Annotated in this window: 14 protein-coding genes; 5 read left to right on the top strand and 9 right to left on the bottom strand. The window is 58.1% G+C overall.

Annotated elements, in window-relative coordinates; translation table 11 throughout:
* The first annotated feature begins 159 nt into the window (after window positions 1–159).
* Complete coding sequence (locus ACJ5NV_RS12570) at window positions 160–792, top strand: hypothetical protein (RefSeq protein ID WP_411644181.1); 633 nt, start codon at window positions 160–162, stop codon at window positions 790–792.
* Here ACJ5NV_RS12570 and ACJ5NV_RS12565 read toward each other — a convergent pair.
* The gene (locus tag ACJ5NV_RS12565) at window positions 789–1,709 is read right to left on the bottom strand and encodes a DMT family transporter (protein WP_411644180.1); all 921 of its coding nucleotides are present in this window, start codon (window positions 1,707–1,709) and stop codon (window positions 789–791) included. The two genes, ACJ5NV_RS12570 and ACJ5NV_RS12565, sit on opposite strands and share 4 nt — an antisense overlap.
* A 115-nt stretch (window positions 1,710–1,824) precedes the next feature.
* On the opposite strand from ACJ5NV_RS12565, the gene ACJ5NV_RS12560 reads away from it, so the two are divergent.
* Window positions 1,825–2,847 carry a fatty acid desaturase gene (locus tag ACJ5NV_RS12560; protein WP_411644179.1) on the top strand — a complete coding sequence of 341 codons (1,023 nt, stop codon included), beginning with the start codon at window positions 1,825–1,827 and terminating at the stop codon, window positions 2,845–2,847.
* Here the strand turns inward: ACJ5NV_RS12560 and ACJ5NV_RS12555 are convergent.
* The 5 genes from ACJ5NV_RS12555 to mtgA all read right to left on the bottom strand — a co-directional run bounded on the left by ACJ5NV_RS12555 (window position 2,815) and on the right by mtgA (window position 7,460).
* Window positions 2,815–3,798 (bottom strand): phosphatase domain-containing protein, encoded by a 984-nt coding sequence (locus ACJ5NV_RS12555; protein WP_411644177.1) that lies wholly within the window; start codon window positions 3,796–3,798, stop codon window positions 2,815–2,817. The two genes, ACJ5NV_RS12560 and ACJ5NV_RS12555, sit on opposite strands and share 33 nt — an antisense overlap.
* Window positions 3,795–4,964, bottom strand: a complete 1,170-nt coding sequence (locus ACJ5NV_RS12550; protein ID WP_411644175.1) for a PQQ-dependent sugar dehydrogenase — start codon at window positions 4,962–4,964, stop codon at window positions 3,795–3,797. Before ACJ5NV_RS12550 ends, ACJ5NV_RS12555 begins: the two co-directional genes overlap by 4 nt.
* Window positions 4,961–6,001: a tRNA epoxyqueuosine(34) reductase QueG gene (gene queG, locus ACJ5NV_RS12545; protein ID WP_411644173.1), complete on the bottom strand. Its 1,041-nt coding sequence runs from the start codon at window positions 5,999–6,001 to the stop codon at window positions 4,961–4,963. Before queG ends, ACJ5NV_RS12550 begins: the two co-directional genes overlap by 4 nt.
* Window positions 6,002–6,022: 21 nt before the next feature.
* On the bottom strand, window positions 6,023–6,688 hold the full coding sequence (gene fzlA, locus ACJ5NV_RS12540; RefSeq protein WP_411644171.1) for an FtsZ-binding protein FzlA: 666 nt from the start codon (window positions 6,686–6,688) through the stop codon (window positions 6,023–6,025).
* A 154-nt stretch (window positions 6,689–6,842) separates the two neighbouring features.
* Complete coding sequence (gene mtgA / locus ACJ5NV_RS12535) at window positions 6,843–7,460, bottom strand: monofunctional biosynthetic peptidoglycan transglycosylase (RefSeq protein WP_411644169.1); 618 nt, start codon at window positions 7,458–7,460, stop codon at window positions 6,843–6,845.
* Between mtgA and ACJ5NV_RS12530 the strand changes: the two genes are divergently transcribed.
* The 3 genes from ACJ5NV_RS12530 (at window position 7,438) to ACJ5NV_RS12520 (ending at window position 10,353) form a co-directional block, all read left to right on the top strand.
* Complete coding sequence (locus tag ACJ5NV_RS12530) at window positions 7,438–7,785, top strand: hypothetical protein (RefSeq protein ID WP_411644167.1); 348 nt, start codon at window positions 7,438–7,440, stop codon at window positions 7,783–7,785. The genes mtgA and ACJ5NV_RS12530 overlap by 23 nt on opposite strands.
* Window positions 7,786–7,849: 64 nt before the next feature.
* Complete coding sequence (locus ACJ5NV_RS12525) at window positions 7,850–9,433, top strand: phosphate ABC transporter substrate-binding/OmpA family protein (protein WP_411644166.1); 1,584 nt, start codon at window positions 7,850–7,852, stop codon at window positions 9,431–9,433.
* Window positions 9,430–10,353 (top strand): type IV pili methyl-accepting chemotaxis transducer N-terminal domain-containing protein, encoded by a 924-nt coding sequence (locus ACJ5NV_RS12520; protein WP_411644164.1) that lies wholly within the window; start codon window positions 9,430–9,432, stop codon window positions 10,351–10,353. The genes ACJ5NV_RS12525 and ACJ5NV_RS12520 overlap by 4 nt, the downstream gene beginning before the upstream one ends.
* Before the next feature lie 54 nt (window positions 10,354–10,407).
* Here ACJ5NV_RS12520 and gltB read toward each other — a convergent pair whose 3' ends face one another.
* The 3 genes from gltB to ACJ5NV_RS12505 are packed head-to-tail and all read right to left on the bottom strand — an operon-like array spanning window position 10,408 to window position 16,299.
* On the bottom strand, window positions 10,408–14,934 hold the full coding sequence (gltB, locus tag ACJ5NV_RS12515; protein ID WP_411644162.1) for a glutamate synthase large subunit: 4,527 nt from the start codon (window positions 14,932–14,934) through the stop codon (window positions 10,408–10,410).
* Window positions 14,921–15,631 (bottom strand): hypothetical protein, encoded by a 711-nt coding sequence (locus ACJ5NV_RS12510; protein ID WP_411644160.1) that lies wholly within the window; start codon window positions 15,629–15,631, stop codon window positions 14,921–14,923. The genes gltB and ACJ5NV_RS12510 overlap by 14 nt, the downstream gene beginning before the upstream one ends.
* Window positions 15,628–16,299 carry a hypothetical protein gene (locus tag ACJ5NV_RS12505; RefSeq protein WP_411644158.1) on the bottom strand — a complete coding sequence of 224 codons (672 nt, stop codon included), beginning with the start codon at window positions 16,297–16,299 and terminating at the stop codon, window positions 15,628–15,630. Before ACJ5NV_RS12505 ends, ACJ5NV_RS12510 begins: the two co-directional genes overlap by 4 nt.
* Window positions 16,300–16,324: the final 25 nt, after the last annotated feature.

The following is a 16,324-nucleotide window of genomic DNA, read 5'->3' as shown; positions in this document are numbered from 1 at the left end:
GATTCGCGCAAGGAAAGCCACGTTTAAAAACGCGCCCGCAATAATGAAATTTATCACAAATTTTACCCTACACCAGAAAACCCATCACCTGCCGCAATTGGGCCTCAGTTCCGCCAGCATCGCCCGCCAAAAGGTTCCAAATAATGGAACTGAGAGCCCATGTCCCTGCATCGCCCCTCATATATACCTGACACCGGCAGCATTGCGTTACGTGAAAACGCCGAAGCGACGTTGAAACAGATCCTGAAAACGGCCCCACAGGATCTGTGGCTCGATACAATCCGGCGGATCAGCGGCCCGCAACACGCTGATCTTGTTGTCTGGATGCTCAACCAGGTTGAATGTGACTTTGCCGTGGCGGTGCATGCGTTCTATCGCAGCAACCCCGGCCAGCATCTAAACAGCCCCCAGCCCCTGCCCTTGCAGCCCGATGCGACAGATATCTTTGCGCTGACCCTGCTCAACTGGGACAAAGGATATTACCGCAGCCATCAGCTTCAGGTAGAGGCCTGCGATGCCCCACCCCGGATGATCCGACAGGTCCGGCAAAAGGCAATGGCACACCCGCGTGGCTCACTGCCCTTCAAGCTGCCGCCACGTTTCCTTGCACCGGAGGGCGGGCAAATACTGCAACTGCCGTCTCATGGCTCACCCGATACGGCGGATCAGCTCTGGCAGCTTTATACAAGCCTTGGGCTTCAGGTGGCGCCCCGCAATTCCCAGCCACGGCGCCCGGTTTCCACCGCGCGCAAGCTTCTGGATCGGGTCAGCTTCCGCCGCGCGCGCCGCTAGCCGCCGACATTGCCTGTCGCTTTGCGTTGCTGTGCGCGTTGCAACCCCAGTTTCCGCTCGCGCCAAATAATCAGCACCCCGGCAGAGATCACGATCCCCGCCCCAAACAGCATGGTCCCGGTCGGCACCTCGTCAAAGATGAAATAGCCGATTCCAAGCGCCATGATCATGGACGTATAATCAAACGGTGCCACCAGCGATGCATCGGCGTAGCGATAGCTGGAGGTCAGGAAAATCTGCCCCATCCCGCCCAGCAGGCCCGCCACAATCAACAGCGCGACCATCTGCCATGACGGCGAAACCCAGCCCCAAGGCAGTGTCAGCAGCGACAACACCGCTGAGGTGACGCTGAACCAGAACACAATCGCGGCAGTGCCCTCTGTCGCGACAAGTTTACGCACGAAAACCTGCGCCAAAGCGGCCATGACGGCCCCCATAAACACAACCACCGCCCCCAGCGTTTCATTCACATTCAACGATGCATCGACTGACAGGCGGGGCGACAATACGATCAGCACGCCAATCATGCCCAGCGCAACCGCGCTCAAACGAAAGGCGCGGACCTCTTCGTTTAGGAACATTGCCGCGAAAACGACAACAAGCAGCGGTGCGGCATAGCCAATAGCGGTGACTTCAGGTAAGGGCAACAGGCCAAGCCCGGTGAAACCCAGCCCCATCGCCGTCGTACCGACGAGACCACGCCAGAAATGACCCATCGGATTGCTTGTTTTCCAGCCATACGCCAGCTCGCCCCGAATTGCCAACCAACCAAGGATAATCGGCAGCGCAAAGAAAGACCGAAAAAACACCGCCTGGCCGGGCGGAACCTCTGCTGATGCGGCTTTGATCAGGCTCGCCATGACCATGAACATGGCGACCGAAATGACCTTGAACAATATTCCGCGCAACGGCTGCATCACGATCCCCTTTTAGGGCACCCTATGCCCCGACCGCACCACAAAGAAGCCCTTTTTGCAAAATATGTCAGGGCATTAACAGAACGAAAACCAACGACAGGCTACGACGAACAACATGCATGATGATACGCAAGAGCAAACAAATATGGCCCCGCGCGACTGGGTGCAGATTCTCGCAAAATACCGCGAGCCCAGCACGCTGCGCAGCAGTTTCGAACTGGCCATCAGCCTGATCCCTTTCGTTATTCTTTGGGTGCTGGCCTGCTGGGTCGCCCAATACAGCTACCTCGGCGCATTTTTGCTGTCAGCCTTAAACGGGCTCTTCCTGCTGCGATTGTTCTGTATCCAGCATGATTGCGGCCACGGCTCTTTCTTTGGTAACCGCAATGTCAGTGACTGGATCGGGCGGGCGCTGGGGGTTGTTACGCTGACCCCTTATGATGTCTGGCGGCGCACCCATTCGATCCATCACAGCCATGCGGGCGATCTAGATCATCGGGGCATCGGTGATGTCATGACTTTGACGGTCGAAGAATATCACCAGCGCACCACCTTCGGGCGGCTGCTTTACCGCGCCTATCGGCATCCGCTGGTCATGTTCGGCCTTGGCCCCACCTATCTGTTCATTTTGCAAAACCGGGTACCAACGGGGCTGATGAATCAGTCGAAATACTGGGTCAGCGCAATGGGAACGAATGCGGCCATCCTCGCCATTTTGGGCATTATCGTCTGGTTCGGCGGATTTCAGGCGCTGTTCCTTGTTTTCCTGCCCACAACGCTGATCGCAGCCTCCATCGGGGTTTGGCTGTTCTATGTCCAGCACCAGTTCGAAACCACACACTGGAACCCAAAGGAAGACTGGCAACTGCACGAGGCGGCTTTGCATGGCAGTTCGCACTATGATCTGCCCCCGATCCTGCGCTGGTTCACCGCAAATATTGGCATCCACCACGTGCATCACCTGTACAGCCGGATCCCATTCTATCGGCTGACAGAGGTGCTGCGCGACCATAACGAACTGGTCGATATCGGCCGCATGACCATGCTGCAAAGCTTCAAATGCGCCAGTCTCGACCTTTGGGATGAAAAAACGCGTCGGTTGGTGTCATTCGCTACGGCGCGCCGCGTCCCTCGATAAGGCAGCACTGTAATCCGGCCCTACATCCACCGGAATGCCCAGCGCGCGGATCGCGTCGATATCGGCCTGATCCGCCGCATCCACCCCATCAGCCGTCGCGCGCAGGATCACCTGCTGCACCCGGCCCGGATGGCGGTGTGCCGCTGACAGGTAAATCCCCGCGTCATGCTGGCCTGTATCGCCGATCAGCACGAAAGGCAGCTCTGGCAGCGCACTCATCAGCACATCAATGGATGCACCCTTATGATCGCCATGGGTGCCTGTGATAAACTGCGTCTCACTGATCCCGTAATCACGCAAAAACATCGGCCCGCGCGGCAGAGCGTTGCGGTCAAAGACATCCGTCAGCATCCCGTGGAAATTCCACGGGGACGAACTGACATAGTGCACCGGATTGCGCCCATCCTCTGACAGTTTTGCCATCAGCGCCACCGCATCAGGAAACACCACCCGCGTCGCCGCATTGCCCGTCAGCGAATTCCAAAGGTTCCGGGTCAGCGCATAGGCCCCGGTATGCATCATCGTATCATCAATATCCGACACCACGGCAAAGTGCGCATCTGTCCGCGCCACCATGACCGGGCAGGCGACAGAAATCTCACCAACATGTACGGTGATTTCACGCCAACCCTCTTGATCGTCACGGGGCAACAGCAGGGTGAAATACCCTTCTTCATCAGTCTGTGCGGTGACATCGCCCGCTGACACCGTCACATCGCCGACCTCAGCCGTCAGAAACAGCCGCAGCGTCTGGCGCACATTGCACCAGCGGTTGCGGCCACCATAGGCCGGTTTATCGCGCAGCTTGGCCAGTACCCGGCCACGCACCACCAGATGCTCTGGCGTGGCGTAACCGATATAAGGCACAATCGCGCCAGCCTGACGCACAGCACGCCCGCGCCCCAACTGCCTTTCGATCCAAACGCCTATGCGGGCAAGCCAAAGCTTCACCCCGGCGTCACCCGCAACACGGACCCACGACCGGAATCAATCAGGATCAGGACAGAGCCATCCTCAAGAACCTCAACATCCCGCACACGGCCCACATCGGTCAGAATGCGTTCCTCACCAACCACGCGGCCATTCTCCAGCCGCAACCGGACCAGCGCACCGGGGTTCAGGGAACCGATCAACAGATCCCCCTGCCAATCCGCATAAGATCCGTCGTAAAACATCATTCCGCCCGGTGCGATCACCGGGTCCCAATAATAAACCGGCTCTTCGAATTCCGGAGCACGGGCTTGTCCAGACCCCAGGTCAGAGCCGCTATAGTTGATGCCATAGCTGACCACGGGCCAACCGTAATTCGCGCCCGGCTGTGGGCGGTTCAGCTCATCCCCGCCACGGGGGCCATGTTCAATGGTCCAAAGAGTGCCATCCGGCCCGATAGCCGCCCCCTGCATGTTGCGATGACCCAGCGACCAAACCTGATCATTCCCGGCGCGACCCACAAACGGATTGTCCGCTGGCAGGGTACCATCCGCATTCACCCGGATCACCTTGCCATGGGTGGTCTCGATATCTTGCACCAACGTGCCGCGATCCCCAGCACCACGATCCCCGGTCGTGACCCATACCGTGCCGTCAGACATCGGAACCACACGGCTGCCAAAATGCTGCCCCTTACCCGACGGATTATCCTGCACGAAAATATCCTGCACATCGCTGATCTGACCATCCGCGCCCAACGTACCGCGCGCCGCCGCTGTCACGGCACCACCGTTCACAGGCTTGGCATAGGTCCAGAATATCAGGCGACTATTTGCAAAATCAGGCGATACCGCCACGTCCAACAAACCACCCTGACCAAGCTCTGCAATCTCAGGCAGGCCCTGCAACGGCGCGCTGACACTGCCATCCGCATTGATCAGCCGCATCCGGCCCGGCCTTTCAGTGACAAGAAACTGACCACCTGGCAAAGCTGCAATGCCCCATGGGTTTTCCAAACCTTCGGCAAAGGTTTCCACCGTGACCGGCGTCTCTGGCAAGGCGGGTGCACGGGCCTGTTCAGGAAAAGCGGGCGTGAAATCAGCATTGGCGCTGCCCTGCTGGACCTGCGCCCAAGCATAGACCCCACCGGCAAGTAAAACACAGGCTGCAGTTAGAATACGGATCATGGTGATACCTCCTTCAGCACTATGGTAGCCCAACGCGCCGCGTCGGCCACCGTTTCATCCGGATCATCAACCAAAGGGGCCAAAGCAGGCAACAGCGATGGGTCACCGGAATTACCAATCGCATAGGCCACATTGCGCACGAAACGGTCGCGGCCGATCCGCTTGATCGGCGATCCGGAAAACCGGGCACGAAACCCTGCATCGTCCAAGGTCGCCAATTCGGCCAGCGGCGGCGACAGCAGATCATCCCGCGCGGCATAGCGGGCATCGCGCCCCTCGCGGGCAAACTTGTTCCACGGGCAGACCGCAAGGCAATCATCACAGCCATAAATCCGATTCCCCAGCTTGGCGCGCAATTCCGGCTCCACCGGTCCTTTATGCTCGATCGTCAGATAGGAAATGCAGCGCCGAGCATCCAGCCGGTAGGGGGCGGGAAAAGCGTCAGTCGGGCAAATATCCAGACAAGCCGTGCAAGAGCCGCAATGGCTGACCTCCGGCGTATCGGGGGTGAGCGCTACCGTGGTGAAAATCGCCCCCAGAAAGAACCAGGACCCCAAATCGCGACCCAGCAAATTGGTATGTTTACCCTGCCAGCCCAGGCCCGCCGCCTGACCCAGCGGCTTTTCCATCACCGGGGCGGTATCTACGAAAACCTTGATTTCCGCCCCCGACACCTGCTCGATCAACCAGCGGCCTACACGTTTCAGGCGTTTCTTGACCACATCGTGATAATCACGGTTCTGCGCATAAACACTGATCGCCGCACGGTCTGGCTGTTCCAGCACCGCCAACGGATCATGTTCCGGCGTATAAGGTTCAGCCAGCATGATGACCGAGCGGGCGGCGGGCCAAAGCACATCCGGCGCGCCACGCCACTGCATCCGCTCTGCCATCCAGCCCATCTGACCATGCATCCCCTGATCGACAAAACTGGCCAGTCGCCCTGGCAGCTCCGGCACGGCGTCAGGGCGACAGATACCCAGCTTGGCAAAGCCGGCCTCTTGCGCAAAGGCTGTCAGATCGTCTTTCAGTGTCATTCTGGCAGCGGGGCGGGCCCGCTAGAAATCAAGATCGGCATAATGGGCACCGGGCTGGAACCCGGGCACCTCATCCGCAAGGATCGACCGAAAGGCCGGGCGGGATTTGATCTTGGCGTACCAATCCTTGACCACCTCATGCCGGTTCCAGTCCACGTCGCTGGTGTAATCAAGACAGGACAGCTGCGCGGCAGCGGCGAAATCCGCCATTGTCATCTCATTGCCCGCCAGCCAGCGGCGCTGATCCAGCAGGAAAGCCATGTAATCAAGGTGATATTTGATCGCTTTCGCACCTGCCTTCACATTCGTGCTGTCAGGATATCCGGTGCCCATCACCTTGCGAAACACACGCTCGCCGATCAGCTTGCTGGTCACCTCGTGATAGAACTTGTCATCAAACCAGCCCACGATCCGGCGGGCCTCATAGCGGGCCTCGGCGTTCTTGGGGAATAGCGGCGGGGTCGGATGGGTTTCATCCAGATACTCGCAAATCGCGGTGCTGTCAGACAGGGTACGGCTGCCCATTTTCAACACAGGCACCTTGCCCGCTGGATTGCGGCGCAGGAAATCGGCATCCTTTTCCCAATAGCGCTCTTCGACCAGCCCGACCTCAATCTTCTTTTCGCCAAGACACAGGCGGACTTTGCGGGAAAACGGTGACAAAGGGTAATGATACAGGGTGTTCATCAAAAGCTCATGCGTTTGGATGGCCCTTCAATGCCGCATGCAGGGCGTGGGATCAATGGGGCGCCCGACAATGGGCAAAGCTTCGCCCGGCGGCAGGGGACAATTTTTTGCGAAAAAATTGGCTGCAAAGCCTCGGCGAGGATTTGCCCCCGCACTACCGCTGAAAACAATCAGCCCGCCCGTCCGCGTCAATCGTCTGCGCCCCGCTGATAATCTGCGTCGCACGGTTGCGGGTATAAGTGCTGGGGTTCGACGCTGATCGGTTCTTGGGCGACGGCAGGATCGCCGCCAGCCGGGCAGCCTGAGTCGCGCTCAAATCAGCAGCATCCACACCAAAATAATGATGCGCAGCAGCCTGCACACCAAACACGCCCTCGTCAAACTCAGCCACGTTCAGATAGACTTCAAGAATACGCCGCTTGCTCCAGACCGCCTCGGCCAGCGGCGTCCATAGCGCCTCGACCGCTTTGCGCAGCCAGCTGCGGCCGTGCCACAGATACACATTTTTCACCGTCTGCTGCGAAATGGTAGAGGCACCACCGCGTCCGCGGTCTACCGCATCACGGATCGCATTCACGTCCAGCCCCCAATGCAGGCAGAAATTAGCGTCCTCTGCGGCCACCACAGACCGGGCCATGACCGGGGCGATCCGTTCCATCGGAACCCAATCCTGCGCGATATCGCCCAGACGGCGGCTTTCCGAGAACATATAGTGGTTGGTCGGCGGGTTGATTACGGTGAACAGCAAGGTGGACAACAGCACAAAGCCCATCACCGCAAAAATCGCCAGCCAGACACAACGACGAACAAAAGCCGCAATTCGGTCAAACAGGCGCGGCTTCTTGTTTGCAGGCTTCTTCCTGCGCGCGGCGGTCCGCTTTGCGGGCTTTTTTTTTGCCGGTCGTTTCCGAGGTGCGGTCTGCTCTGCCATGCGCCACATAAGCCACGCAACAAAGCACACGGTCAAGCCGGATAAGCGCGGGCGGCAATCGGTTGCGCAACATAAGTTAATATTTGGTGAATTTAGCCTCACTCGCGACACAATCGTTTTAGATTGTCAAAAAATGCGCCCAGACAGAGGTTTTGGGCAAATCTAACAGCCGCAATTTCACGAGTTCGGCCTGGTAAAAAGTGATCAACATGCTCGGGGAGGATATGTTGTTGAAACGTAAACATTTACACAAACCTAAGACCCTATACGGGACCGTCGCGCTGCTGGGCGCAATGGTGCTCGGTGGGATGGCGTCAGCCGATATCGTGCGACTAAAATCCGTCGATGGTACCATCAACCTCGAAGGAGAATTGATCAGCTTTTCAGATGATTATTATCTAATGCAAACGCCGCTGGGCGATTTGCGGGTCTCATCCAGCCGCGTCTCTTGCGAAGGACCGGGGTGTCCTTCAATCGGACAGGTCGAAGCCGATGTCTTTATTGGTGGCGCTGATACCGTCGCAACAGGGCTCATGCCGCTGCTCCTGGCAGGGTTTGCCACCCACACGGACGCCGAGGCGCAGACACAAAGCACGCAGAATTCCGGTGAAATCGCCACGACGCTCGTCGGTGGACGCGGATTTGGCGATACCATCGGCACCTATATGGTCAATTCCGGCACGTCCGCAGACGCTTTCAACGGGCTGCGCGACGGCAGCCTTCAGGTTGGGCTGTCATCCCGCCGGATCACAAATGAAGAAACCCGGATGCTTGCAGCCGCAGGCGCGGGCAACATGGTTGATCCGGATCAGGAACATATCGTGGCGATTGACGGGCTTGTGCTGGTCGTGAACCCGTCCAATCCGGTTGACGCACTGTCGATCCAGGATGTCGCAGACATTTACACGGGTCGGATCACCAATTGGTCGCAACTTGGCGGCAGCAACATGCCAATCGAGGTGGTGACACAACAGGACAGCGGTACAAACGCAGTGTTCGAGGTCGGCATATTCGGTGATAGCGCGGCACCCATCACATCCAATAGTGTCTCTACCAGCGACAACATCGCAGCGTCGATCTATGTCAACGATAATCCCGGCGCGATTGCTTATGTCGGCTTTGCCTTCAAACGCGGGCAAAAACCGCTGACGCTGATCAGTGAATGCGGGATCGGGACAACGCCTGACGCGTTTTCCATCAAGACCGAAGAATACTCACTCTTCCGCAGGCTCTATATGTATACCAGTGCCAATAACACAGACCCGCTGGTCGAAGATTTGGTCGACTACGCCACATCCTCTGCCGCTGGTAACGTCATTCTGCGCTCCGGCTTTATCGGACTGGATGTTGAAAAAGTGGCACAGGGCGCAAATGGACCACGCGCGCAACGCATCCGCAATTCGGGTCAAAGTAACCTCGAAAACCGGATCGTGGATTCCATGCTGGGCAATATGGCCACGATGGACCGCCTGTCCCCCACCTTCCGCTTTGCCACCGGCTCGGTCCAGCTTGACCCCCGCGGCGAACGGGATCTGGAACGGCTGGTTGATTATCTGCAAACCGTACCCAACGGGACAGAGATCACATTTGTCGGTTTTGCAGACAGCGTCGGCGCCTTTAGTTCAAACCTTGCACTGTCAGAGGGCCGTGCAGACCGGATACGCAGCGCGCTCTTGAACCGGGGCGGAAGTGCATTGTCCAATGTCACAATCCGTTCAACCGGCTACAGTGAAATTGCGCCTGCCGCATGTAATACAAGCGAACAAGGCCGCAGAATCAACCGCCGGGTCGAGACATGGGTGAGGCTGCCATGAGAATTTTAACAGCAAAAAAGACCCACACCCGTCTGCGGCACGCGCTTTGCATGTTTGCGGTCGTCGCGACAACCGGCAGCACAGCCATCGCCCAAGGGACATCCCAATCAGCGGGCGTCTATCTGGCCGGTGCGGAACGGATCGTTGTGGGCGACGATATCCGCTCGCTCAGCCAACAAATTGCGGTGGCTGCGTGCCTGCATGACGCTAATGTCGATGCCAATACCTATGGCACCGTCATGACGCAATCCATGGCGGAATATGACGCGCTCATGGACGCGCTGATAAACGGCAATCCGGCAGTCGGCATTGACGTCGCAGAAGACGACCGCAAAATCCTAGCAGCACTGCGCGGTCTGTCCTTGCAGTGGGATCGCTTCAACGCTGCGGTGGACGCAAAGCTGGCGGGATCGACCGAAGGCTCAGGACCCGATTTCGTGTCGCGTCAGAATCTGAACGTCATGCACTCCAGCAAATACCTGATCAGCGAACTGATCAGCCGCTACAGCATCCCCCCCGCGCTTTTGCAAAGCGATGCGTTCACATTGAACATCGCCACGCGGCAGCGCAGCCTTGCCATGCAGATCGCCAAGGAAGCTTGCGGCGTGATCACCGGCAACCGGACACTGGGGAACCAGAACCGTCTGGAAAACGCAATGACTCGGTTTGATTTGTCCCTGACCGCCCTTGTGAACGGCTTTCCAGCCGCAGGGGTTTCTCCGGCCCCGACACCGGAAATCCGGTCTGACCTGACGGACATCATGGCGACATGGACAACAGCCAAAACCCAGCTTGGCACGGTCTCAGGGCCCGGCGATGCGGCCACTGCGGCCCGCATTTACGAACAGATGCGCGACATTTCAGGGCAGTTGGACAACCTGATCCCGCTCTATGTCACTGCAAGTAAATCCGGCATCTAAAACGCCATACGTCAAGACAAACAAAAAAGGGGCCGTCCAACGGCCCCTTTTTATTTATTCCGCAGGGATCGCCTGCTCTTCCACGCTCAGCGGATGGGTCAGATTGATCAGCATCTCTTTCGGGCAAACCTGAAGGAAATGACCCTTTTCCAAATCCCAATGCTGCAAGAGATCGGCGGCCTTGCGGCTGCCCGTCTCGGCCAGATGGCGTTCGATCAGGCCCTTCAACTGGTCATGCCAATGATCAACTGTCACAGGGCAAGTCACCAACGTCTCCATATTCATCAGCAAGGCAGACTCGCCCTTGGGATCATAAAGATACGCCATGCCGCCGGTCATACCAGCACCAAAATTCGCGCCGATCTCGCCCAGAATCACAGCCACGCCGCCAGTCATATATTCGCAGCCATTCGTGCCGCAGCCTTCGACCACGACCTTTGCGCCGGAATTGCGGACAGCAAAGCGTTCACCCGCGCGCCCGGCAGCAAACAGATACCCATCCGTCGCACCATACAGCACAGTGTTGCCGATGATTGTATTTTCAGACGCAATCAGCGGGCTCACCATAGGCGGGCGCACAACAATCGTACCGCCGGACAATCCCTTGCCAACATAGTCATTGGCATCACCCGACACTTCCAGCTTCAGCCCCGGTGCCGCAAAAGCCCCCAGCGACTGCCCGGCAGAGCCGCGCAGCTTCACCGTCAAGTGATCCGGCTGCAAATCATTCCGCATCCCGAAATTCTGCACGATATGGCTACTGGTGCGCGTGCCGATGGTCCGCAGCGTGTTCTGCACTGCATAATCCAGCTGCATCTTTTCGCCATCGTTCAAGAAGCGCGCCGCATCCTGCACGATCTGAGCATCCAGTGTGTCATCCACAGCATTGCGGGGGCGGTTGCGATCATAGGTGATCTTATGCGCGCCATCCACGGTGATCAGAAGCGGGTTCAGATCCAGATCATCCAGATGCGCCGACCCACGGGACACCTGCGTCAGCAAATCGGCACGACCGATCACATCATCCAGCGACCGCGCACCAATGCTGGCCAAAATCTCGCGAACCTCAGTGGCGTAGAAGGTGATCAGGTTGACCACCTTATCGGCATTGCCAGTGAACTTGTCGCGCAGCGCATCGTCCTGCGTACACACGCCCACAGGGCAGGTGTTCGACTGGCACTGGCGGACCATGATACAACCCATCGCGATCAGGGCGGCAGTGCCGATCCCATATTCCTCGGCGCCCATCATCGCAGCCATGACAATGTCACGACCCGTGCGCAATCCGCCATCGGTGCGCAAGGTAATCCGCTCGCGCAGATGGTTCATCGCCAGCACCTGATGCGCTTCGGTCAGCCCCATTTCCCACGGCAAACCCGCATATTTGATCGACGTACCGGGTGACGCACCTGTGCCGCCATTATGGCCGGAAATCAGGATCACATCCGCCTTGGCCTTGGCCACACCAGCAGCAATCGTGCCAACTCCGGACGATGCCACCAGCTTTACCGTCACCTTACAGCGCGGGTTGATCTGCTTGAGATCATAGATCAGCTGCGCCAGATCCTCGATTGAATAGATATCGTGGTGCGGCGGCGGTGAAATCAGGGTCACACCTTTGGTCGAATGGCGCAGCTTTGCGATCAGGTCAGTGACCTTCATGCCGGGCAACTGGCCACCCTCACCGGGCTTGGCACCCTGTGCAACCTTGATCTCCAGCTCTTCACAAGCCAGCAGATATTCAGCCGTCACACCAAACCGGCCCGAGGCCACCTGTTTGATCTTAGCCGACGCATTATCGCCATTGGGTTCCGGCGTGAAATCATCAGGGCTTTCGCCACCTTCACCGGAATCCGACTTTGCACCAATCCGGTTCATCGCAATCGACAAGGTCCTGTGCGCTTCGGGCGACAGCGCCCCAAGCGACATGCCCGGCGTGACAAAGCGTTTGCGGATCGCAGTGATGCTTTCCACCTCTTCAATCGGCACAGCCGTGCCCAAAGGCTTGATCGCCAGCAGATCGCGCAGATGGATTGGCGGGTTCGACTGCATGGATTTGGAATATTGCTGCCACAGCGCATAAGACGCCTTGTTACAGGCAGCCTGTAGCATATGCATCGTCTGCGCTTCCCAGGCGTGCTTTTCACCTGACCGGCGGGCCTTGTAAAAACCACCGATGGGCAGCACATCAGACGCGCCTTTCCACCCACGGGCATGGACTTCTTCAACCTTGGTCTGAATGCCGGTTGTGCCGATACCCGAAATCCGGCTGTGCATGCCGGGGAAATATTCGGCAACCATCGCACGGCTCAGGCCTACGGCCTCGAAATTCAATCCGCCGCGATACGATGACAGAACCGAAATCCCCATCTTGGACATGATTTTCAACAAACCCGCATCAATCGCCGCGCGATAGCGGCGCATTGCATCGGTCAGATTGCCGTCGATCAAACCACGACGCAGACGGTCAGCGATGGAATCCTGCGCCAGATAGGCGTTCACCGTCGTCGCGCCACAGCCGATCAATACCGCAAAATAATGCGGATCAATACATTCAGCCGACCGGACATTTATCGAACAGAAAGTCCGCAAGCCCTTGGATGTCAGGCCAAAATGCACGGCGCTTGTTGCCAAAATCATCGGCATCGGCACGCGGCTCTCGGACTGATGTTCATCCGTCAGCACAAGGTGACCCGCACCAGACCGCACCGCATCTTCGGCCTCGTCCCGGATGCGCTGCAACCCGTCGCGCAACGCACCGCGCTCCGGCGCAAAGGTACAGTCGATAAAGGCGACCTTTTCACCAAACTGGCGTACCATTGCGTCAAATTCGGCATTGGCCACAAACGGGCTTTGCAGCACCAGAATCTCAGTCTGCGACGAATCCTCGTCCAGTACGTTCTTGAGGTTCCCAAACCGCGTTTTCAACGACATCACCCGGCTTTCGCGCAGGCTGTCGATGGGCGGGTTGGTCACCTGGCTAAAGTTCTGGCGAAAGAAATGCGACAGCGGGCGATAGGCTTTGGACAGCACCGCCGAGGGCGTGTCATCACCCATCGACGCGATCATTTCCTTACCGTCCTCGGCCATCGGGGCCAGAACCTGTTCCAGTTCCTCAATCGAATAGCCCGCAGCGACCTGCCGCTTGCGCAGCTCTGCGCCTTCGAACAGCGACTCTTCCGGGATGTCGCGCAGCGACGCATTCAGATCGACAACCTTGCCCACCCAATCGCCAAATGGCTGCGATGCGGCCAGTTGATCCTTGATCTCGGTATCGTGGAACAGCTTGCCTTCTTTCATGTCCACGGCAATCATCTGCCCCGGACCCAGCGCGCCCTTTTCGACCACGCTCGCTTCGTCGATCGGCACCATGCCCACTTCGGACCCGGCCACCAGCAGGCCATCCCCCGTCACAACATAGCGCAAGGGGCGCAGTCCGTTCCGGTCCAGCCCGCCGCAAACCCAGCGACCATCCGTCATGGCAAGGGCCGCAGGGCCATCCCACGGTTCCATCACCGCATTGCAATAGCCATACATGTCCTGCCAGGCCTTTGGCATCTCGACGGCCTGCTTGGACCAGGCTTCGGGGACCATCATCGTTTTGGCCATCGGCGCGTTGCGGCCCGCACGGACCAGCACCTCGAACACGGAATCAAGCGCAGATGAATCCGACGCGCCCGCCGGGATGATCGGCTTGATATCCTCGGCCTTTTCACCAAACGCAGAGGACGCCATGCGGATTTCATGGCTTTTCATCCAGTTCACATTGCCTTTCAGCGTGTTGATCTCGCCGTTATGGGCCAACATACGGAACGGCTGGGCCAGCGCCCATTGGGGAAACGTATTGGTTGAATAACGCTGGTGATAGATCGCAAAGGCGCTTTCAAAGCGGGCATCCATCAGATCAGGATAGAACTCGGCCACCTGCTCGGCCAGCATCATACCCTTGTAAATCACCGACCGGCAGGACAGCGAACAGATATACATGTCAGGGATCAGGGCGGCGGCCTTCTCGATCCGGCGACGGATGATGTAAAGCTCGCGCTCAAACTTCTCTTCATCAATATCCTTGTCGCAGCGGATCAGGATCTGCTCGATCTCGGGGCGGGTGGCATTGGCCTTTTCGCCTAGACATTCATTGTTCACCGGCACATGGCGCCAGCCATAGATATAGTGACCCATGCGCAGCACTTCGGCTTCGACAATCGTGCGGCAGCGCTCCTGCGCACCAAAATCAGTGCGGGGCAGGAACACCTGACCCACCGCAATCATCTTATCGCCATCAGGCTCGTGACCTGTGCGACGGATCTGATCCGCGAAAAAGGCGACAGGGATCTGCACATGAATACCGGCACCGTCGCCGGTCTTGCCATCGGCATCAACAGCACCGCGGTGCCAGATCGCCTTAAGCGCACCGATGCCCTTTTCAACCACACCACGGGTCGGCGTGCCATCAATCGCCACGACAAGACCAACGCCACAAGAGGCATGCTCATCGTCATCGCGATACAACGTATTCTCGGCCATCCACTTGCGCTTGGCTTCCTCAGCCGCGACCCAGGCTTGGTCAAATGTGGTCATGGGGTGTCTCCTCAGAATAGGGGGCCGCAGAAATGGCCAGGCCGCAGCCATATTTGGGCTGTGCGCTCAGAAAGCCCGGCTCACCGGGAAAGATGAACTCCACCGGGCGGTCGTCCTTTTCGAACGTATCTTCTGCCGTGGTGACAGTGCCGGTGCCGGACAGGAAGGTGCGCCAGTTGCGGCTGATGAATTCATTGCCCTGACTGGTCCAGATTTCATTTCCCGCCGCATCATAGGCGGTGATGTCATAGCTGGTTTCATCCAGCGTCACCCCGTCAATCGTCACCTGACGACCGGTCAGCGTATCGCGACCAACAAAGCGGGTCTCACCGAACATATCCGACATGGTGCGGAAATCGTATGCATCTTCGCCGGTTTCGATCAACTCTGACAGCGACGCAGGCTCCACCGGGTTGCTTTCCAGCTGTTCGGAATGACCAGTCAGCGCATGAAAACTGGCAATCCACTGGGTTTCATTGTCGATCTGGCCCGCATAGGTGAGTCCGCGTTCATCCAGACTGACGCGGCGCTGATGACCTTCGGGATCACCGGCGCAGGTGAAATGGTGCTCCACCTGACAGCTGGTGCCTTGTACGGTCACAAATGCGTCGCAGCCCGCAGGCAGGCCGAACGTCTCCGGGCGCTCCTGCGCCACAGCGGGAACAGCAAGCAATATCAGGGCCGCGACATACTTCATGGGCGGTATCCCACATCCAATTCGTTGCATTCATAAACAGGGCGATCGGAGAAGAAGCCCGGCTCGCCCGGATAGATGAATTCCACAGGGGACATGTCGATCACATCGTCAGGGGATGCAGCGTCCCAGCTTTGGCCAAAGAAGAACAGGCGCAGTTCCTCGCTGACATATTGGCGGCCTTCACCGGCGTCGATCTCGTTACCATCCTGATCAATCGTACGGCCCGCATACTCGGTGACATGAAGGGACACGCCGTCGATCACTTCGGTCTCGCCGGTCAGCATGTCATAGCCGACATTGCGTTCTGTCCCGCTGGGGGTCTCCAACGTGAAATCCCATGTATCAAGCTGCGTTTCGAACAGCTCTGTCAGCGACGCAGGATCAGGGGCAGGTGTCTGCAAGGCCTCATTGCCTGTGACCTTAAAGGATTCGACCCACTGGAATTCATCATCAACCCGTTGCACGCTGAACACGCCGCCTTGGCTGATCAGTGCGATCCACTGATCCCCTGCGGGGGCAGCCTCGCAGCTCCAGACATTGACCATGACACAGCCTTTTTGCTGCACGGTCAGTGTGCCTGTGCAGCCTTCAGGGGGCGAAAACGTCTGCTGCGCCGCCAGCGGGGCAGCAAAGAACAGGCAGGACGCAGCGACAGTAGTCTTAAGCATTTGTTTACCTTCCAGGTCAGCACAG

The organism is Loktanella agnita (genome assembly GCF_046640325.1).
Lineage (GTDB): Bacteria > Pseudomonadota > Alphaproteobacteria > Rhodobacterales > Rhodobacteraceae > Yoonia > Yoonia agnita.
This window is presented reverse-complemented; position numbering and strand designations above follow the sequence as displayed.